This is a genomic window from Sphingomonas sp. PAMC26645, from assembly GCF_004795835.1.
Lineage (GTDB): Bacteria > Pseudomonadota > Alphaproteobacteria > Sphingomonadales > Sphingomonadaceae > Sphingomonas.
The window spans coordinates 3,109,452-3,128,570 of sequence record NZ_CP039249.1; the positions used below are offsets into that span (position 1 = coordinate 3,109,452).

The window sequence follows — 19,119 nt, forward strand, 5'->3', positions numbered from 1 at the left end:
GGCTGCGAAGGTGCATGGCGGGTGCGATCGACACGCCTGCCACCGTTCCCGCAACGGAACGACTAGGGAGAGGCCAACGCCTTGCCGGTTGGCATCAAGTTTCAGGAACACGTCGGTCGGTTTCATGGCTGCCCCTAGTGTTCTATCATCGCACGATGAACCTAGCCGGCTTTGACCTGAACCTGTTGAAGGCATTTGATGCCCTGTACGCCGAGCGCCACGTCACTCGTGCCGGTCAGGCCATCGGTCTGAGCCAGTCGGCCATGAGTGGTGCGCTAACCCGACTACGCGAGGTGTTCGCGGACGAACTGTTCGTACGATCGCCGAACGGGATGCAACCGACGCCACACGCTGATGACTTGGCCGGCCCGATCTCGGCGGCGCTCCGCCTCATGCGATCGGTTCTCCAAGGGGATGGCTTTGATCCCGCGACCGTCGATCACGTCGTCACGATCGCGATGACCGACTATGCCGCCTTCGTCTTGTTGCCGCGGTTGCTGGCGCGGCTCTCGGTCGCGGCGCCTGGTCTCGATGTGCGGGTGCGCGGAATCTTCGGCAAAGACGAAGTCGTCGACCTTCTCGACAGTGGCGAGGCAAACATGGCGATCAGCGTCCCGGTCGACGCCTCGGCTCGCATTCTAACGCGCGTGCTTCTTCAGGAAGGGTTTGCCTGCATCGCGCGGCCTGGGCACCCGGCCTTTGCGGTAGGGGCTGGCGTTGAGGCCTTCGCTGCAGCTTCTCATCTGCTGGTGTCGCCCGAAGGCGATCGCATTGGTTTGGTGGACCACAAGCTGGCGGTGCTCGGTCTCGAACGTCGCGTTGTGCTGAGCCTGCCGCAGTTTCTGGTCGCGCCGTTCGTGATTGCTGAGACCGACCTTGTCGCGACACTAGCCTCTCGGGTCGCCGGGAGGTTTGCAGCGGCCAATCTCGGCGTTGCCGTACACGAGCCGCCAATTGCTCTGTCGGAGTGGCCGCTGGCGATAATGTGGCATCGTCGGGTTGACGATCATCCCGCCACGGTCTGGCTTCGCGATTGCATCGCTGAGATCGCCGCCACAGTCTGACGCCATCGGCCACGCCGATGACGCAGTATCACGTCTCGCGATTTCACGTGGCTCAGCCGTTCCGCTCTATGCGCTGCACAGAGGCGATGAGGTGCTGACATGCGGGTATTGGTAACGGGTGCAACGGGATTGATAGGCGGCGCGGTCACACGCCGGCTGGCAGCGGCGGGACATAGCGTCGTGGGACTGGTGCGTTCGGACGCGAGCGCGGCCAAGCTCACCGATCTGGGATATCAGGCTATGCACGGCGACCTTGCTGACCCGGCCAGTGTGGCCAGTGCCGCACAGGGGGTCGATGCGGTCGTTCATGCCGCGTCGCCGAGCGATCAGAACATGGCCACCTATGACGTGGCAGCAACACGCGCGATCATCGATGCGCTCCGCGGCACTTCCAAGCGCTTCGTCTACACTAGCGGCTGTCTGGTTTATGGTCCGACCGGCGACACACCCGCGACCGAGGACAGCCCGTTGCATCCCGTCGAGTTGGTGCAGTTTCGCCAGGCCCTCGAAGCGGAAATTCTCGGTGCTGTGGCAGATAGCGTCCATCCGGTCGTGATCCGCCCGGCCTGGGTGTACGGCAACCGCAGCGGCACCGCTATGATGATGTATGACGCGGCCAAGGAGCACGGCGCTGCACGCTACGTCGGCGACGGGCAGAACCGCTGGACGACTGTCCACACCGACGATCTGGCGGACCTCTATTTGCTTGCGCTAGAGAAGGCGTCAGCCGCGTCGATCTTCAACGGCGCCCACGGCCCGGCCATCCCGCTGGTCGAGATCGCGCGGGCTGCGAGCGAGGCCGCGGGCACCGAGGGTAGGGTGGCGGAATGGCCGCTGGATGAGGCACGCCAAGCGCTCTGGGGCTTCGCGGACGCGATCGCATGCGATCAGCTGGTTTCGGGCGAACTGGCCGAACGTAAGCTTGGCTGGAACCCTTCCCGGCACTCGATCATCGATGAACTGCGCTCCTACGCTGCGGTAGCCGCCTAGCCCTGAACTACAGCCTTTCCGACGTCATTAAACGTTGAAGGAGTCCTAGAATGCTGCACAGTATCGCTGCCTGGCTGCTCGTTGTCGCGTTTGTCGGTGCAGGGCTATTTAATGCGATCGGTAGGCGCGCCACCCAGGATGACTTCGCCCGGTGGGGATACCCGCGTTGGTGGTGTCGCGTGACCGGGGGCGTCGAAATCGTGGCCGCAGCGCTGATCGCTTTCCCTGCCGGCCGAAGCATCGGAATGGCGCTCGGCGCGATGATCATTGCTGTTGCCGTCGTCACGATCCTGCGCCGTCGGGAGTTCTCGCATACATTCCCGCTCGGCGTCCTTGCTAGCTTGCTCGTGATTGCGGCGACCACGTCCTGATCCACCGATCCACCTCACAAACGACAAGTGGCTGAAAGCCCGGAGCGTTCTCAAAGGCATGGTGACACGGGAAAGCGCTTCCCAGCCAAACATAATGCCATCCAACGCGGCGCAACGCGCGGTAGAGCAGCCTTGAAGTCTAAGCTTTAATTGGCCGGCAAAGCGATTGTCTGCTCCGATGATCCGATGTTCCCGAAGCAGACAATCACCATAATTTATACGACCCTCAGGCTGCGGGATAGACCGGCATATCGATCCTGTTGACCATGTCGCCCGTAATGAGGTCCTGTATCCGGCGTTCGTTGAGGACAGTGTACGGATAAACAGGCGGGATCGCGCTCACGGCATCAAGCCGGGAGACCTGCTCGGCGGACAGCCTGACGTTTGCTGCAGCGAGATTGGCTTCGAGCTGTGCGAGAGTGCGTGGCCCGATGATCGGTAGCGAGCCTTTCGCAGCGACCCAGGCGATGGCGATCTCGCCGGGAGTTACGCCTGCTTCGTCCGCGACCGCAATCAGCGTGTCCAGGACCGCTGTACGCTGCGGGCTGTTCTCCGGCTGAAAGCCGGCACCGGCCCACGCCTCGTCGCGCCGGTCCTGCGCCTTGCCAGCACGGTATTTGCCGGTCAACACACCACCGCCCAAGGGCGAAAAGGCGACAACGCCAAGCCCAAGCGCCTGGGCGGCAGGAATAAGTTCCTGCTCGGTCGCTCGCTGGACGAGGCTATGCTCGACCTGAATGCCTGCGATCGGAACGGCACCGCGAAGCTCCGCGATCGTCGCGGCCCGTGCCACCCGCCATGCCGGGAAGTTGGACAGGCCCGCATAAAGGATCTTGCCCGCCCGCGTGAGGTCGTCGAAACCGCGCACGATCTCGTCCAGCGGCGTGACGCCGTCCGAGACATGGACCCAGTAAAGGTCGATCCGATCGGTTTTCAGCCTTTTGAGGCTTGCCTCGACCGACGACACCATCGCCTGCCGGCTATTTCCCGTGACAAGGATGCCGGAGGCGGCGTTCGTCCTCACGGCATATTTCGTGGACAGGACGAATTTGTCGCGCCGTCCGGTCAGTAGATCGCCAAGGAACTCCTCGGATTGGCCATCCTGATAGCCATTGGAGCTGTCTAAAAAGTTGCCGCCCGCACCCGCGTAGGTGTCAAAGATGCGGCGCGCTTCGTCGCGATCGGTGCCATGTCCCCACGCCGTACCGAAGTTGGCAGTGCCGAGGATGAACTCGGACACGCGCAAGCCCGTGTGCTGGCCGAAGAGTTTGTAGCGTAGGGGATCTTGCATGGCTGTTTCCTTTATGTAGGAAAGTGACTATCTAAGCGGATCAGTGCTACGTATATCCGTAGCGGTGATCCGTTTGTCAAGGGAGCCTCATGCGCGCGGACGCCCGAAAGAACTACAGCCACCTGCTAGCGGTCGCGCGCGACGTGATCGCCGAGTATGGTGCGGATGCATCGCTGCGTGATATCGCCAGACAGGCGGACGTCGGGTTGGCCACGCTCTATCGGCATTTCCCCACCCGCGAGGCGCTGCTGGAGGCGCTGCTGCGCACAAGCCTTGACGTATTGACGCGCAAGGCTGCTGATCTGGGCAGCAGCATGGCGCCCGATGAAGCCTTGTCACTCTGGCTCCCCGACGCCGTGGCGTTCGTGCGGAGCTATAATGGCGTCGTTGCCGTGATGGCGGCCGCGCTGGACGATTCCAACTCCGCTCTTCACGCCTCTTGCACCAGCTTGCGTGCGGCGGGAGCGCGTTTGCTCGAACAGGCTCAGGCCGCAGGGACAGCGCGCAACGATCTCGACGGCACCGATCTTTTCGGGATCATCGGCGCGCTTGGGTGGCTCGGCGGCCAACCCGCTTTCGCCTCGCGCGCTGATCGCCTGGTCGATATCGTTGTTGCTGGGGCGATCTTGCAGACTGGCGAGTAGAGGCTGAGCGCTCTCCGATCCTTTTGGGGGTTCGCGCTCAGGCGGCCTTGACGAAGGCGTCGCGGTGGTCGCGCAGGAAGGTCGGGAAATCGTTTGGCGGCTGGCCAGTCAGGCGCTCGATCTCGCAGGTCGGATCGATGTCATGGTGGCCTGCCACCATATCGGAGAACTGCGCGACCAGCCCGTTAGCCATCCAGCGCGAATTGCCCGTCATGCGCAGGACTGTGCGGAACACCGGCGTGGGCAGGTCGAGGTAGCGCACCTTATGACCCGTCACCTGCGACAGCTGCGTGGCGGCCTCCGTCATATCGAAGGTCTCCGGCCCGGTTAGGAAATAGGTCGCACGGTTATGCCCGTCCTGTGTCAGAACGGTCGCCGCGACCCGCGCGATGTCGCGCGTGTCGACCCACGAAACCGACCCCTTGCCGGCGCCCAGGGGCAGGTAGCCCTTCGCGACCGGTTTCGTGAACCAGAGGAAGTTCTGCATGAACGCGGTCGGCATCAGGATCGTCCAGTCAACTCCAGACGCGCGGAGGTGATGATCGATCAGCGCGTGCGATTGCGCCCAGGGGATCCGCGAGCGGACATTGCAGTCGGAGGCGGAGATCTTGACGATCCGGCCTACCCCGACGCGTTTGGCGGCATCGATCGCCGCTGTCTCTTGCGCGACCTGAGCAGGGGTCGGCGCCGTGACCAGGAACAGCGTGTCGATGCCAGTCATCGCGGCCGTCAGCGTCTCCGGCCGGTCGAGGTCGCCGAGCACTGCGTCCACGTCATCCTCGTGGAAGCGGTCGATCTGCTCCTGCTTGCGGGCCATCGCGCGGAACGACGTGCCTGCGTGCTTCAGCAACCGGCAAACCTCGCCACCAATGCCGCCGGTGGCACCTAGAACCAGGATCATAAAAGGGTTTCCTTGAGGGCGTGGGGGAAGAAGGGCAACGCAGCTTCGGCACCTTCGAGCTGCTCAGAGATTACGGTCATCATCTCACCCAGCGTGGCGATCGCGGCCTGCAGGCGCTCGTTCCCGATCCGTTCGGCAATTGCTTGATCCAACGGCGCAACCACGTTTTCCGCGCCGGTGACCGCTTTGAGGCCAGCTGGCGTGAGAACGACCAGCTTGGCGCGTTGGTGGTGAGGATTGCTCTGAAACTCGACCAGCCCACGTTCGGCGAGCACATCGACAATGCGCTGCACCGCTTGCCGGGTCAGACCCATGTTGCGAGCGATGGAGGCGGTGGGCAACGGCACGGGCGAGTAGCGCAGCGCCGCCAGCACCTGCCACCAGGCACTGGTCAGGCCGAGGTGCGCAACCAGCTCGTTCCCGGCGCCGACTAGCCGACCATTCGCCGCAAAGATCGTTAGCGCTAGCTCGCGTACGTTGTTGTTCTGATGCTGCAAAAGACAGCCTGTTTTCAATATGACACTATACTGTCAACCGAGCTTAAGGTTTTTGGTTCCTGGTCGCTGCGCAAATTGGCGCGTGGTGGTGACAGAGCCGAACGGTTTTGACCTCCGGCAAAGTCGGATCAGCCGGATGCGCGATTGACCACGTGAGCCGCCTCTGCCGCTTCCCGTTCGGAACGGAACGTCACGGGAAGCCAGCAGTCGCTTTCAACGGAATACAGGCTCCAACATGCCTTTGTATCTGGCTCCATCCGCACGGCCGGGACGTATGTACGCTTCACCATCAAGCAATTTTACAAGTACCTAGTCGCCTTGAAAACCTGAAAAAACCGATCAGCGCAGGTCGCTACCCCGCAGAGCCAATAGGGAGGATCGCAGCGCGACGACCCTGTCTAGGCTCGCCGGAGACAGACCGTTCCAGGAAAATGCAGAACGACTTGTTGCCCCCTCGACCCAGATGCGCTCCGCAAGGCCTTCGAGTTCCAGAACCGATGGGTCACGACCCGTCGCTATGCAATCGACTAGCTGTTGAAGGAACAATCGAGGCGAGCTTTGCATGATTTGCGTGTCCGTGGTGGCATCGCTGCTTCGCAGGTTATGATGGCGGCGCCATGACACCCAATCCCGTTACTCGAACATGGCTCCACGGCTCCGATACCGTCGGGGTCCGTTGCCTAATCGACACCAAGGCAGTTCTGAAGCTGCTGAAGGCCACGACGAATCCAGCTTTTCGCGGTACTCGTCGGCACCCCCGCGCGGGCAGCTACCTCCGCATACGTTGCGCCACCAAAGAATGCCGTTGCGATTGCATATCGCTGCCGAGGATCCAGCTTGCTCAGGCATTCAACCAGCCTGATGTACTCACCTCTGGCGATCAGGATCGTTTCTGCGTCCGGCTGCCAATCTAGAATGTCCGGTACCTCGTTTAGCGAGGCTGCCGGCCGGGATGTTTGCGCGCGAAGCCAGTCGATGGAGCGGTTACGCGCGATAACGGCAAGCCAGCTAATCGGACTGGCCCTGCCCGGCTGCCATGCTCCAGCGCGTCGCCAAATCAGAAGATATACCTCATGCAGCACATCCTCTGCATTCGCATGGTTGCCGCAAATACGCAGGCATATCCCGAACAGCTTCGCGTTGGTCAGGCGATAAAGTTCTTTGAACGCATCTCGATCCTCACCGGCGACCGCCAGCAACGTGGCCGTGAGATGCGCCTGGGCAGCGTCGGAAGATGGAGCACTACGGGATCGTTCCAATTCGCTCATCCCGTCAGCCTAAAGCCTTGGCCTTGTATCTGCTAACGGCCATTCCGCATTCTGGGTATAGGAAGGCCATCACACCGATGACACTACTAGAGCAATATATTGCCGGCTGGCGAGCACATGATGTGGCTGCGATCCTCGCAACGCTTGCCCCTGATTGCGTCGTCATTGAGAGCTTCGGACCGATCTACCGCGGGCACGATTGGGTAGCACGATGGGTCTCCTCGTGGCTGGCTGAGGACGGCCACGTGATCGACTGGAAGGTCCATCATTCAGGATCCTCACCCGAGGCTGAGACCGCGGAATGGACTTTCCACTACACGTGGCGTGGTGACGAAAACACGTTCGACGGTGTGACCATCGCCAAACTGCACGACGGCAAGCTTTCGTATTTACGTGAGTATGCCACAACGGCGAAGCTCTATGACTGGCGAGGTGAGTGGCAGAACTTCTGAAAGGCGGTGTCATAAATTGGTTTGACGACCTTCCCGCAAACGAACGGCGAGCGAGGCGGCCTAAGCTTTCCCGAAAGGATCCTTTTCGAGAAAGCAGGGGAACCGCGCGAGGGGCGAAGACCACGCCGTATCGAAATGCGGAGTTCTCAGTCAAAACCCTCTCATAGATTAATGACTCGGCGCGAGGTCCCCGGCTGCTAGCGGTCGGGTTTGGTGTCAAAGGCCTGCAAAGGCGCCTCTACGCACGGCTCTGCCAACCCGCCAAAGGGATAGCTCGCTTCGGACCGGGTGGATCGGGCCAGGTTCTTCGCGGGAATCACCGTTCCTGGAGAAAGCGCGTCCGCGGCGTGACGCGATCGACCGTTGGCCCGGTAGCCTTCGGGTTCGCCTCCATGCAGTATACGTTGGCGGCCAGCCAGAACCGCTCTGGCTTGAGTGCCTTGTCATCAACCTCCCGCCACCAGACCCTATCGCCGCTCGACCAGCGATAGCCCCGCTGTTTCAACAGGTCCTTCACGGAGAAGTCTGCGCCCTTTGCGCTCACGAGCCAGCTTGACTGCGAGCCACGCTCGATCATCTCCGCCAGTGCCGTGCGGCCATCGGCATTCCGGTGGCGAAGCATCTGGATCAGCGCGTCGACATCCGCCGACGCCCGATGTCCGCAGTGATAGAACCCGTTCTGGACGAGCAGATAACCCAGGCTCCGGCCATCGAAACCCCGGGCTCTCCAGTCGACCTGCGAGAGCGAACAGGTCCATGCGAGCCTTTTCGCTTCGGGAAGACGCATCTCGATGAAACTGCGATCGAAGGCCGAATTGTGCGCGACGACGAAACTGGCCGATTGCAGCAACCGCGTCGCCGAGTCCTCGTCGATCTCCTGACCAGCGAGATCGGCATCGGTTATTCCCGTGAGAGTTCGAATCTCGTCGGTCAATGGCTCGCCTGGGTCCTCGCGCCATTCGAACGCCTGGTCGATGTCCGTGACGATACCGGCACCGTCATACCTGAACCTGCGCAGCGCCAGTTCTATCACCTTGCCCGTCTTGGCATCGAGGCTCGTCGTCTCGACGTCGACCGCTACGCCCACGAACGACCCTCGAGCGCAGCCATCCCCGGTCGACCCTTCCCGCAACTTCAGCGGATGCAGAATGCGAACCTCACTACCATTGTTCGTCGTCCCGGAATCGAGATTGATCTGGCTGGCCATGGTGGTCTCCCTGACCCGCTGCCGGGTCGCTGTTTGGATGTGGACTTGGCTAAGCAGCCCTCACGCGCGGATGCATTGCTGGATATCGACCTCGAATTTCCGGGTTTTCGGATCGGCACCGTGCCGTGCGACACGGCAGATCATCTCGACCACGGGGGGCGGCACGAGCGCGACGACGAGTGGGGCCGCCGGATACATGCCTATCCGGATGTCCGCGCCGTCGGCGATGTGCGGACCGAAACGTCCGGCTAACCGGGCACGCACTTCGTCGACACTCCTGGCAAGCGAGGCGTGGAACGCCTGGATCATCACGTTGCGGTCGGTCATCGCGATCGTGGCGGTGTAGAGCCGTAGCCCTGTCGTCCGGCCAGCGCGTTTCACCCCGGTCTTAGCCAGACGACGTGAGGCTTGTTCACCGTAAAGATAGTGGAACTCGTGTTCGTCGAAACTCCCGTCCTCGTCCATCATCGCTGTGCCTCGACCGGCGGTCCCGTACGGGCGTGAACGGATGGCCAAGTGGCTGCCGTCCTCTTTATGGGACATGTCGATCTCCTACAGACGTGCGCCGTCCCACGCCCGATTGGCGGTAGAGGACGGCGCGAAGTGTGATGTTGGTTGGCGACCGCGCTTCAGGCGGCGAAACGCTGTTCCAGATTGAGGTCGAGCCCGTCTCCGAGCGCGCCCGAGGGATCGTCGTCCACAAGCTGAAGCATCTCGTCCATGGCGGGCGACACGAACGCCTCGGCGAAGGCGGACGTGGGGTCGTATCCCGCATGCAGTTCGGCCTGGAACGCGACATACACCCCGTAACGGGAGGCCAAGCGCGTGAACGCTTCGGAAGGACTGGCGCATACCGAGGCGTTAAACACCTGCAGCGTCGTGTGGCCGTCCTCGAAAGTCAGGGTTGCGGTGTAGAGGCGACGCCCCTCGCCCTCGTCCGGCTGATCCCCCGTTTCGGTGGCGTCGTCGGGAGTAGCGCCATGGGGTCGAACCCGATTCGAGCCACTGTCGCCGCGAGGGTGCGTGCGCGGCTTGAGGCCTTCCGGACGGTGCGCTCGCTTTGGAACGTCATCCTCACGGGGATGCCCGAACCATCCGCCGCCTTCTCCCGAAGTGACTTCTTCCGGGTCCTCGGTCTCCGATACCAGCTCATCGATGAATTCGGGATCGGCATCGAGACCTATCGATAGGCTGTGGAGAAGAAGCGCGCGCATGAAATCCTCGCGGCCCAACACCGCGTCAATGGCGGTGCCGCCATTGAACACGCGCCGGGGGGACAGCATCCATGCCATCGGATCAGCCCCCAGCCCGTCGCGCTGGAAGCGCGCGCCCGTCTCGGCCGCCACAAGTGCGAGACGGGTAAGAGCGCGCCGCGTCGCAGGCACGGGACGATCGAATGGCGAATCCTGGTCGAGCGGATCCTCGTAGGCATCCACGACACGGGTGAAACTGACTGGACCTTCATAAGCCGACTGAATCATAGCGTTCATAACGAGCTCCGTTCGCAGCCGGTCTCGGGAGTTCTTCCGGAGGATCTGTGGCCGCGCGACCAAAATAGGTCAAAAGTCGCCATAGTTCAATGGTTCGAGACTTATCGAATTATATAAGTCCTGTTAGATTTTTACAAATTTATGCCATTCGGTCCCCAAAGCCATTTTAACGGCTGTGGCAAGATCGATTGATAAGCCGTTCGAAGCTCGGATAAACGTTGGTCGCTGTTGGCAAATGCCTCGGGCCGTGGAGTGGCCAATACTCTTGCCTCTCTGCACACCATCGTCTCGCAGACGATGGGGCGGGCGCCTTCGGTCGAGTACGCCAGTACGACGTTGGAATCGCGCACCAGGCAATGCCCGCGGCAAATGATCTGCGTGTTAGCGCGGTTCGAGACTACGCCGTTGCGAGCCCTGCCCTACCGCACCGTTCGGAGTTGAGCAGTTAAGGCTTTAGTTGGGCGAGCTCAAAACCTGCCGCCGTTAAGCAGTCTGATTAGCTCATAGAAGCATAGTCGCCGTCACGACCTTTTCCCACCTGCGAAACTCGCCTAGTCGCCCCGTTCGAAGGACGCTCGGAAGATGGGATCTGGGCCACGCCTGGCGTTCCCTCGGCTTCGAAGGCCCGTCGCGAACGTCCCGATGACGGCTTGATCCGAATTCGTTCGCCATAGGCTCTCTTCGAGGCAAAACGCCCGTCGAGCACCAGACCTAGAATTTGAACCTCGCGCCCATCGTGAACTGTCGCCCCACAACGTCGTAGAGGCTACGGTTAGTCGGGATCGTCCCGAAGGTTTGAAAGCGAGGGTCGATAGGCGGATCTTTATCGAACAGGTTATTGACCGTGAGGAACATCTCGAACGTACCGTCAGTACCTCCGACCCTCTGACGAAGCGTCAGATCGGTGTAGAATACGCTTGGCACGTGATTAATGTTGATGTCGCTAGCGGTCAGGGTGTTGTCGATCTTGCCGCCCTGAATGAAGCGTTCCTGCGCGAACAACGAGAAGCCTCCATGCGTGAGTTCCGCGTCGACTGTACCGGTCCAATGAGGGCTACCAGCGGCAGCCTGGCCCACATCTCCGGCTCGATCGATGACGAGGCCTCCAGGTAGCTGCGTAGATAGTTCGTGAAGATAGGAGGCGACTCCACGGAACGCCAACGACGTATCGTCAAGACCGAACATCGACGACCCGGGCGTCTTGTAGGTCAGCTCGAAATCCACGCCCGAGGCGGTGAAACGGCTGATGTTGAAGTAGGTGTTGTCGACCGACGTAATCACCCCGCCGGTACGGTGAATGGCGTCGCACAGCACGGCATTCCCTGCGAAGCACTGATTGACGAGCAACTGGGCGTTGGTGGCAGGCGTCGTCTGAAACAGCTGACTGATCGCGTTTGAGATGTCGACCTTCCAGTAATCGACGGAAAATCCCAGGCCTCGGATGAAATGGGGTCGGTAGACGAACCCGTAGCTCAGGGTGTTGGCGACCTCGGGTTTCAGGTTGCGGTTGCCCGCAACGGTGATGTTTATCGTCGAGGACACCCCGTTGTTATTGAAGGGATCGGTGATGGGACCGCCGGTCGAGGCGGGACTCGGTGCCAGATAGAGTTCGAACAGCGAAGGTGCACGGATGTCTCGCGATCGGGTTGCCCGCAGTCGGAAGTCGGCGAACGGTTCATAGGTTCCACCGACCTTCCAGGTCGTGACCCCGCCGCTCGTGCTGTAGTCGGCGTATCGGACGGCACCGTTGACGTCGAGGGAGTGAATCAGCGGCAGGTCGTGAAGCACGGGTGCCAGGATCTCGACGAAACCCTCCGTCACGTGGTTCGATCCAGAAAAGTTCTGCGGATTTGCGCGGTCGAACAGGCCGACCTTGCCGACCTGTGCGGCCGGAAGACCTCGGATTCCCGCATTCGAAGGAACTACCGCCGTGGAAAGCGCATCGGCGGTCTGACTTGCGGAATTGTGACGATATTCCCCCCCGAACGCCACCGACAGCGGCCCCGCGGGCAACTGGAGCGGCTCGCCGGTCACGGAGAAGCCTGCGTTGTCCTGCGTCGCCTTCTGCACGGCATAGGCCGTGCCGGTGACGTAGTTCACCGCCGCTTGGGAAGGCGAACCATCGCCAAAGACGTTGAACGGTACGCAACCGTTGCCGGGGTTCGTGAGCGTCGTGCGGCAGACGATCTGCCCGTTTGAAGGGTTCACGACTGCATCGGCCGCATTGTAGACGTTGGTTACGATCGGAAGGTTCGAGATCACCGACCGATCGCGATTTTCACCGTGCGAGAAGAAAAGATCGAACTTCCAGCCGCTCCCGAACCTCCCCTTAACGCCGCCATTGACCTGCCACGTCGAGTTCTTGTTGTCGTACGTCGCCAGCCCCGTGTCTCGGCTGAAGCGCCCAAGATGGAATGATGAGACACCCGCCGTCGCCATGCGATCCTTGATGCTGGTCGGTAGAAAGGCGTTGTCGCTGAAGATGGTGAACTGATTGCTGCCCCCTGCCTGGAGGCCCGGGCCGGAGATGAACACGACCTGGTCCTGCCCGTAGATGCCTTGGACGTAGGCACTGACGTTATCCGTGAGTTCGTAGTCGAACCGGCTGAAGAGGTTGAACCGCTCCTGCTCGGGTTGAAGGCCGATGTCACGGGACGCATCGATCCCGTCGCCGCCCTGCATCGTGGAAGCGGACACCAGGCTTCCATAGGTGAAGGGTGATGGCGCGCCGCCCGGCAGGAACTGGGTTCCCCTCAACGCGGTATCCGTGATCAGCCCGCCATAGGTGCCGTTGGAGGTGCGGACGTTAGGCACGACGACCTGCCGCGGATTGGTAGGCGACTTGTTCAGGTCGGTGACGCCGGGTACAGCTATGATGGCGTACCCCTTTCTCGCCCAGTCACGACCGTTGTAGTTGAAGATCCCCTCGTTCTTGTAATACTCGCCGCTCACCAACACGTGCCCTCGATCACCCAGCACGTCCGCACCGGCTGTGATCGCGACCTTCTGGTTCGCGGCATCGCCGCGCTCCGAAACGCCAGCTTGCGCCACGCCTTTCACACCGTTGAACTTCGTATCGAGTGCGAAGTTGACGACCCCGGACACCGCGTCGGAGCCATACGCCGCCGACGCCCCACCAGTCACGACGTCGACGCGGGAGATGAGCCCTTCGGGTATCAGCCCGATGTCCGTAGGTCCGAGAAACGACGTGGGAGTGAGACGGTGGCCGTCAAGCAGGACGAGCGTCCTCTGCGTCCCGAGACCACGGAGGTTCAGATAGCTCGCTCCGAGCGAACTTCCTACCGATGTGCCCGATCCGTTCGATTGCGGCGATGCCGAATTGCGAAACTGCGGGGACTGGTTCAGCCCTTGCGACAACGATTGCGGCTGCACGTTCGCCAACTGCGTCGCGGTCACGACCGTGACCGGTGTCGGTGACGAATACCCGTTCGTCACGGTCCGCGATCCCGTCACCACGATGTCGGTAGCGGCATCGCCCTGCGCCAGCGCATTCTCGGTCGGTCCGCCCACGGGTTCGGCTCCGGCCGCGACAGGCGCCTCTACCTGGGGAGCGGATTGGGCCAGAGCCGATTGAACCGGAAGAATGGCGCCGGCCGCCACGGTGCCGGCGAGCCAGAGGGTGCGCTGCTTCGAAGACCGCATTTCAATTCCTCCCCGCGATGTCATCGCGTATGATTTCTGGCCGGTTTTGCCGGTCCTCGGGCGGAGACAGATACGTGCCCGCTCGCTGCCAGGCATCTGTCAGTCCTTGCATCATATCGTCAATCTTGATAAATAGTGTTAGGTTTAAGGAAAGGCCTGACATGGAGAAGGGACACAGGGCTGAGAGCGAGTACGTGCGCGCGGAGGAGGCTGCGGCCATCCTGGGCGTCAGCGTGACGACGCTCTACGTCTATGTCGGTCGCAAGGGACTGCGTACTCGCGGCGTGCCGGGTTCGAGAGTACGCGAATATCTGAAGGCGGATCTCGAGCGGGAGGTCCTTCGGAAGGCTACGCCCCGCGCGTCATCGGTCGATGCCACCCTCGACAGCATCGTGACGCAGATCACGGCGCAGGGACCGATGTACCGGGGACGCAGCGCCATCGAGCTCTCGGAAGGCGCGACGGTGGAAGAGACTGCGGCCATCCTTTGGAACGTACCCGTTGGTCAGGCCTTCACGGAGCAGATGCCCAAGGGGTCGGCGGCATTCGATAAGCTTGCCCCCCTTCTGAACGACTACAACGGGCTCGATCGAGCTACCGCCCTCCTTCATACGCTGGAGGAGGCGGATTCCCGCTCGTTCGATCTTTCGCCAGCAGGAATGGCGCGAACCGGAGCCGACATCATGCGCTGGCTTTCAGCGATATTGTTCGGAAGTCTGACGCCGGGCGTCGCCCCGATCCACGAGATCGTGGCCGGTGCCCTGGCCTTGGACGAACGCCGTGCAGAGATCGTCCGACGGTTGCTGGTACTCGCTGCCGATCACGGACTGGAACCCGGTGCCAGGGCGGTGCGCGCCGTAGCGAGCACCGGCGTCACGCCATGGCGCACCGTGACCGCCGGGCTGCTGGTCGCCGCGGGTCGACAAAGCTGGTTCGGCTACGCCGCGGCCGTGGGCCGACTCGTCGATGAGATCCTCGACAGCGCGGACGTGCGGCTGCCACTGGTAACACGTCTTCGCCAAGGCGAACGCGTTCCGGGCTTCGGTTCCGCGCTGTATGGCGGTCGCGACCCCCGCGGTCGCGCGTTGCTGGCTGCATGCGTCTCGATTCTTCCGGCCGACCACGACATCGACAAGCTACAGTCAGCGCTAGAGATGATGCGCGAGTGGAACGGCGGCGAGCCTGATTTTCCCTTCGCCCGCGCCTTCGTGATGCGCAAGCTGGGGTCGGACCGGTCCGACCCCCTCTACCCGCTGGCCCGTTCGGCCGGGTGGATCGCACATTCGATCGAGCAATACGCGATCGAGGACCGAATGCGCCCCGGGCGGGATCAGTCCTTGGCGCTGCGCGACGATGCGAGCCATCACGTGATCTGATCCCCAGGGGCGGCTCAGATCGTGCCGGTTTCCTTAAGTCTCGCAATCTCTTCCGAACTGAGACCCAGTTCCTGACCGAGTACATCCTGGTTGTCGGCGCCAAGTTCGCGGCCGGTGAAGTGGATCGCCCCGCTGTCCCGCGACATACGGAACATAACGTTCTGCATACGTACGTCCCCCAGGACCGGGTCGTTTACCGGTATGATGGTCTTCAAAGCGGCGAACTGCGGATCGGCAAAGATGTCCGCGATGTTGTAGACCGGTGCCACGGCAGCCTCGGCTGCTTCGATCGCCAGAACGGCCTCGTCGGCGGTCCGTTCAGCTATCCAAGCGGCCACCCGCTCATCGATGTCCTCGACGTGCTCGACACGACCTCGTGCGCTCGAGAACCATGGCTGATCAACCAGATCGTCCGCTCCGACCAGCCGCATGAGTCTCTCAGCAATCGAATCCGACGAAGTGGAGATGGCAAGCCAGCGCTTGTCCTTGGTCTCGTAGGTGTTGCGGGGCGCATTGGCGCGCGAACGATTGCCGGTCCGGTCCGGGATGATGCCCAGTTGATCATAGACGACCGCCTGGGTGCCGAGTATCGTGAGGATCGGTTCGATCAGGGCGATGTCGATGACCTGCCCTCGACCGGTACGCGTCCGGCTGTTCACTGCGGTCATGGCGGCGAACGCCGCGGCGAACCCGGTAATTCCGTCGGCGAGACCGAAGGGAGGAAGCGTTGGTGGCCCGTCCGGCTGCCCGGTCATGTCGGCGAAACCGCTCATGGCCTCTGCTAGGGTGCCGAAGCCCGGCCGATGGGAATGAGGCCCGAACTGACCAAAGCCAGTGACGCGTACGAGTATCAGGCCGGGATTGTCCGCTGAAAGCACGTCGTAGCCAAGTCCCCAACGCTCAAGCGTGCCGGGGCGGAAGTTCTCAATGATGATGTCGGCCTTGCTTGCCAGCCGCCGGAAGATCTCCGCACCCTCGGGTCGGCCGATGTTGAGCGTCATCGCGCGCTTGTTACGCCCCATCATCGTCCACCAGAGGGAGCGGCCGTCCTTGCTCGGCCCGTGGGTACGTGCCGGATCCCCGCGAGGATGCTCGATCTTGAGAACGTCCGCGCCGTAATCGCCGAGCAGCATGGCTGCGACCGGGCCCGCGAACAACGTCGCGGCGTCTATGACCTTAAGGCCGGTGAGCGGTTGGGTGGTCACGCTGCCGCAACCCGATGGAGCGAGCCTGGTCGGCTCGAGTCAGCTGTAATCGTCATGGCCTCTCCCGACGGATCATCGCCCGCCCCTGGTCCAACGCTTCTAGACATCCTTTCATTTGACATGTCAACGTATACAGTTAGAAGTAATGGTAACAATAAACGGGAGAGGCAGATGAGATCGCCGCGATGGGTTAATAGACCCCCTGGTTCCAACTGGGGAGAATTCGGGCCGGACGATCGCATCGGCCGATTGAACCTTCTGACCCCGCAGAAGATTCTCGAGGGTGCGCGCGAGGTGGTGGCCGGTCGGTCGTTCTGCTTGAGTCTTCCGCTCGATCTCCCGGGTGGGAACGTCGGCAACCTCCGCCGACACCCGCCGCGCTTGTTCGCAGCCGTCCAGGACGAGGCAAGCGTCTACAACAGGGTCGTGGGAACCAGCGTCGTCAGCGACGACGCAGTATTGCTCTACACGCAATACTCGACGCAGTGGGACAGCTTCGCGCATGCCGGCAGCCTGTTCGACGCCGACGACGACGGCATCGCGGAACCGGTCTACTACAACGGCTGGCGCGCAGGCGAGACGGTCGTCGCGCCGACCGAGACGCCGGGTGTTGAGCCGTGGGCAAGGTTCGAAGGTCCCCATGCGCACGAGCTCGGCGTGGATGCCTTCGCGGTGACGGGGCTGCAGGGCCGCGGCGTGCTGGTTGATCTTCACGCGCGATACGGCCGCGATCAGCATGCCGTGACTGGCGACGAGCTGCTTCGGATCATGGCGGAAGATCGGATCAGCGTCGAACCTGGCGACATCCTATGTCTGTATACGGGTTACGACGGGGTCATCCTCGAGATGGGTGGTCGTCCGACGCGCGACGCCCTTCATGGCACTTGTTCGGGGCTCGATGGCGGCGATCCCCAGCTGCAGGACTGGATACGCGAGAGCGGAGTCGCGGCGATCGCCTCCGACAATCGCGCGGTGGAGATCATGCCGTCGCCACGCGCCGCCTCCGGCGGGATTTCGGCGCCGCTCCATGAACTCTGCCTGTTCAAGCTCGGAATCCCGCTTGGTGAGATGTGGATGCTTCACGAGTTGGCGGACTGGCTGAGGACGAACGGCCGTTCCCGTTTCCTGCTCACGGCGCCGCCGCTGCGCCTGCCCGGAGCGGTGGGCTCGCCGGTCAGCCCCGTCGCCACGGTTTGAGACTTCTTGGAGAGTACGCATGATCGCATCAATCGACCGTCGGCGCCTGCTGACTGCTGGAGTTTTCGGAGCGGCCGGGCTCGCGACTCTTCACTGGCCCGTCGCCGCAATGGCGACCACGGCGCTGCCGCTTGCCGATCGGCTCGCACGCTACGCGGAAGAGCTGTCCTACGCAGACCTCGATGCCGACACCCTTGAGGCGGTTCGCATCCACCTGGTCGACACGTTCGGATGCGCGCTGGGCGCGCTGGACGAACCGGTCGTCAAAGCCGCTTTCGCGGTGGCCTCGGCGCAGACCGGCGGAACCGCCACGCTGATCGGTTCCGCGCGGCGCACCTCGGCGGAACTCGCCGCGTTCGCGAACGGCGCCGCGATCCGGTTCTCCGACCTGAACGATGGCTATGCCGGCAAGGAGATCGGCCATCCGAGCGATCTCATCTCCGCCTGCCTCGCGGTGGCGCAGGTCGAGCGTCGATCGATCCGCGATTTCATCGTCTCGGTCGTCTTGGCCTACGAAATCGAATGCCGCCTCTTCGACGGTGCCGCGATCTCCCCTCGCGGTTGGGACCACCCCACGTACACGCCGGTCGCCGCCGCGCTGGCGGCTGGAAAGCTCATGCGCCTGCCGGTTGCGCAACTCACCCAGTCGGTCAACCTGGCGTTGATCAGCAATGTCGCGATGAACCAGACGCGGGTCCAGGTCATCTCCGCGTGGAAGGGGCTCGCCGACGCTGGAGCCACGCGCAACGGGATCTTCGCCGCCACGCTCGCCCGAGCCGGGATCACCGGCCCGAGCCCGATCTTCGAGGGTGATGCAGGCTTCGAGAAGATGGTGGCCGGCACGCCGATGCAGGTCGACACCGCGACCTTCGGTCGGCGAGGCGTTCGCTTTCGACTGCTCGACTGTCTCATCAAGCCGTTCCCCTCCCAAGGGCATACGCTGACTGCCGTCGCGGCGGCGATCGAACTGTCTCGTGAGATTCCCGATAAGACCCTAATTCGAACCGTGTCGGTCGAGACCTCGAAGCCGGGTTATCTCATCACGGGCAAGGAGCGCGACAAGTGGGCGCCGACCACCCGCGAGACTGCCGATCATTCCATGCCTTACGTCGTGGCGCGAGCCTTGCTCGACGGTGAGATCTCCAGCGCCAGCTATTCCTTGGAGAAGCTGTCGACGCCCGATGTCATGGCGTTGATGGCGAAGATCAGCGTTGTCGAGGATCCCGCCATGACGGCCAAGCTGCCGAAGCAGCTCGCCAATCGCGTCACCGTGACGCTCGCATCCGGGAAGACCCTGACCCGCGAGATCGACGACCTTCCCGGATCACCGCAACGACCGCTGACGCGGGCGGATGCCGAAGCGAAATTCTGGCGCGCCGCCGGACCCGCCATATCCCGCCCGCAGGGAGCCCGACTGTTGGCGCGGCTGTGGACACTCGAAACCGCGCCTGACGTCGATTCCGTCATGGCTGCCGCGCAACGCGATGGACGGAGGGATTGACC

The 19,119-nt window shown here is 62.4% G+C and carries 17 protein-coding genes; 8 read left to right on the forward strand and 9 right to left on the reverse strand.

The features are described 5' to 3' along the window. The first annotated feature begins 155 nt into the window (after positions 1-155). From E5673_RS14320 to E5673_RS14330, 3 genes are all read left to right on the forward strand, one after another. Positions 156-1,064 (forward strand): LysR family transcriptional regulator, encoded by a 909-nt coding sequence (locus E5673_RS14320; protein WP_136190525.1) that lies wholly within the window; start codon positions 156-158, stop codon positions 1,062-1,064. A gap of 99 nt (positions 1,065-1,163) precedes the next feature. After that, the gene (locus E5673_RS14325) at positions 1,164-2,054 is read left to right on the forward strand and encodes an NAD-dependent epimerase/dehydratase family protein (protein WP_136190526.1); all 891 of its coding nucleotides are present in this window, start codon (positions 1,164-1,166) and stop codon (positions 2,052-2,054) included. Between the two features lie 50 nt (positions 2,055-2,104). Then, positions 2,105-2,425, forward strand: a complete 321-nt coding sequence (locus E5673_RS14330) for a DoxX family protein (protein ID WP_136190527.1) — start codon at positions 2,105-2,107, stop codon at positions 2,423-2,425. A gap of 226 nt (positions 2,426-2,651) precedes the next feature. Here E5673_RS14330 and E5673_RS14335 read toward each other — a convergent pair whose 3' ends face one another. Further along, positions 2,652-3,665, reverse strand: a complete 1,014-nt coding sequence (locus tag E5673_RS14335) for an aldo/keto reductase (protein WP_247599401.1) — start codon at positions 3,663-3,665, stop codon at positions 2,652-2,654. Positions 3,666-3,805: 140 nt separating this feature from the next. Here E5673_RS14335 and E5673_RS14340 point away from each other — a divergent pair, with 140 nt between their 5' ends. After that, a complete protein-coding gene (locus tag E5673_RS14340; RefSeq protein ID WP_136190529.1) occupies positions 3,806-4,360 on the forward strand; it encodes a TetR/AcrR family transcriptional regulator in 555 nt (184 codons plus the stop codon). Positions 4,361-4,397: 37 nt separating this feature from the next. Here the strand turns inward: E5673_RS14340 and E5673_RS14345 are convergent, their stop codons facing one another. The 3 genes from E5673_RS14345 to E5673_RS14355 form a co-directional block, all read right to left on the reverse strand. Next, positions 4,398-5,261 carry an SDR family oxidoreductase gene (locus tag E5673_RS14345; RefSeq protein WP_136190530.1) on the reverse strand — a complete coding sequence of 288 codons (864 nt, stop codon included), beginning with the start codon at positions 5,259-5,261 and terminating at the stop codon, positions 4,398-4,400. Next, the gene (locus E5673_RS14350) at positions 5,258-5,776 is read right to left on the reverse strand and encodes a helix-turn-helix domain-containing protein (RefSeq protein WP_210731747.1); all 519 of its coding nucleotides are present in this window, start codon (positions 5,774-5,776) and stop codon (positions 5,258-5,260) included. Before E5673_RS14350 ends, E5673_RS14345 begins: the two co-directional genes overlap by 4 nt. 662 nt (positions 5,777-6,438) lie before the next feature. Then, positions 6,439-7,026, reverse strand: coding sequence for a sigma-70 family RNA polymerase sigma factor (locus tag E5673_RS14355; RefSeq protein WP_136190531.1), 588 nt, complete (start codon positions 7,024-7,026; stop codon positions 6,439-6,441). Between the two features lie 77 nt (positions 7,027-7,103). Here E5673_RS14355 and E5673_RS14360 point away from each other — a divergent pair, with 77 nt between their 5' ends. Further along, positions 7,104-7,478 carry a nuclear transport factor 2 family protein gene (locus tag E5673_RS14360; RefSeq protein WP_136190532.1) on the forward strand — a complete coding sequence of 125 codons (375 nt, stop codon included), beginning with the start codon at positions 7,104-7,106 and terminating at the stop codon, positions 7,476-7,478. Between the two features lie 316 nt (positions 7,479-7,794). Here E5673_RS14360 and E5673_RS14365 read toward each other — a convergent pair whose 3' ends face one another. The 4 genes from E5673_RS14365 to E5673_RS14380 form a co-directional block, all read right to left on the reverse strand. Next, on the reverse strand, positions 7,795-8,685 hold the full coding sequence (locus E5673_RS14365) for a 3'-5' exonuclease (RefSeq protein WP_136190533.1): 891 nt from the start codon (positions 8,683-8,685) through the stop codon (positions 7,795-7,797). Positions 8,686-8,745: 60 nt separating this feature from the next. Beyond that, positions 8,746-9,153, reverse strand: coding sequence for a hypothetical protein (locus E5673_RS14370; RefSeq protein ID WP_136190534.1), 408 nt, complete (start codon positions 9,151-9,153; stop codon positions 8,746-8,748). Between the two features lie 161 nt (positions 9,154-9,314). After that, positions 9,315-10,175, reverse strand: coding sequence for a hypothetical protein (locus tag E5673_RS14375; protein ID WP_136190535.1), 861 nt, complete (start codon positions 10,173-10,175; stop codon positions 9,315-9,317). A 711-nt stretch (positions 10,176-10,886) separates the two neighbouring features. Continuing rightward, entirely contained in the window at positions 10,887-13,934 is a 3,048-nt protein-coding gene (locus tag E5673_RS14380) for a TonB-dependent receptor (RefSeq protein WP_136190536.1), read from the reverse strand. A gap of 65 nt (positions 13,935-13,999) precedes the next feature. Here E5673_RS14380 and E5673_RS14385 point away from each other — a divergent pair, with 65 nt between their 5' ends. After that, positions 14,000-15,214, forward strand: a complete 1,215-nt coding sequence (locus E5673_RS14385; RefSeq protein WP_168711640.1) for a citrate synthase — start codon at positions 14,000-14,002, stop codon at positions 15,212-15,214. 14 nt (positions 15,215-15,228) lie between these two features. Here the strand turns inward: E5673_RS14385 and E5673_RS14390 are convergent, their stop codons facing one another. After that, positions 15,229-16,419 carry a CoA transferase gene (locus E5673_RS14390; RefSeq protein ID WP_136190538.1) on the reverse strand — a complete coding sequence of 397 codons (1,191 nt, stop codon included), beginning with the start codon at positions 16,417-16,419 and terminating at the stop codon, positions 15,229-15,231. A gap of 249 nt (positions 16,420-16,668) precedes the next feature. Here E5673_RS14390 and E5673_RS14395 point away from each other — a divergent pair, with 249 nt between their 5' ends. Both E5673_RS14395 and E5673_RS14400 read left to right on the forward strand, forming a co-directional pair. Then, positions 16,669-17,616, forward strand: coding sequence for a cyclase family protein (locus E5673_RS14395; RefSeq protein ID WP_210731748.1), 948 nt, complete (start codon positions 16,669-16,671; stop codon positions 17,614-17,616). A 19-nt stretch (positions 17,617-17,635) separates the two neighbouring features. After that, positions 17,636-19,117 carry an MmgE/PrpD family protein gene (locus E5673_RS14400; protein WP_136190540.1) on the forward strand — a complete coding sequence of 494 codons (1,482 nt, stop codon included), beginning with the start codon at positions 17,636-17,638 and terminating at the stop codon, positions 19,115-19,117. Positions 19,118-19,119 lie beyond the last annotated feature (2 nt).

Excerpts from the sequence above, each read along its gene's own strand:
- E5673_RS14385 (WP_168711640.1), top strand. The coding sequence starts at position 14,000 with ATGGAGAAGGGACACAGGGCTGAGAGCGAGTACGTGCGCGCGGAGGAG.
- E5673_RS14400 (WP_136190540.1), top strand. The coding sequence starts at position 17,636 with ATGATCGCATCAATCGACCGTCGGCGCCTGCTGACTGCTGGAGTTTTC.
- E5673_RS14370 (WP_136190534.1), bottom strand. The coding sequence starts at position 9,153 with ATGATGGACGAGGACGGGAGTTTCGACGAACACGAGTTCCACTATCTT.
- E5673_RS14330 (WP_136190527.1), top strand. The coding sequence starts at position 2,105 with ATGCTGCACAGTATCGCTGCCTGGCTGCTCGTTGTCGCGTTTGTCGGT.
- E5673_RS14340 (WP_136190529.1), top strand. The coding sequence starts at position 3,806 with ATGCGCGCGGACGCCCGAAAGAACTACAGCCACCTGCTAGCGGTCGCG.
- E5673_RS14375 (WP_136190535.1), bottom strand. The coding sequence starts at position 10,175 with ATGAACGCTATGATTCAGTCGGCTTATGAAGGTCCAGTCAGTTTCACC.
- E5673_RS14320 (WP_136190525.1), top strand. The coding sequence starts at position 156 with ATGAACCTAGCCGGCTTTGACCTGAACCTGTTGAAGGCATTTGATGCC.
- E5673_RS14345 (WP_136190530.1), bottom strand. The coding sequence starts at position 5,261 with ATGATCCTGGTTCTAGGTGCCACCGGCGGCATTGGTGGCGAGGTTTGC.
- E5673_RS14380 (WP_136190536.1), bottom strand. The coding sequence starts at position 13,934 with ATGCCTGGCAGCGAGCGGGCACGTATCTGTCTCCGCCCGAGGACCGGC.
- E5673_RS14360 (WP_136190532.1), top strand. The coding sequence starts at position 7,104 with ATGACACTACTAGAGCAATATATTGCCGGCTGGCGAGCACATGATGTG.
- E5673_RS14365 (WP_136190533.1), bottom strand. The coding sequence starts at position 8,685 with ATGGCCAGCCAGATCAATCTCGATTCCGGGACGACGAACAATGGTAGT.
- E5673_RS14355 (WP_136190531.1), bottom strand. The coding sequence starts at position 7,026 with ATGAGCGAATTGGAACGATCCCGTAGTGCTCCATCTTCCGACGCTGCC.
- E5673_RS14325 (WP_136190526.1), top strand. The coding sequence starts at position 1,164 with ATGCGGGTATTGGTAACGGGTGCAACGGGATTGATAGGCGGCGCGGTC.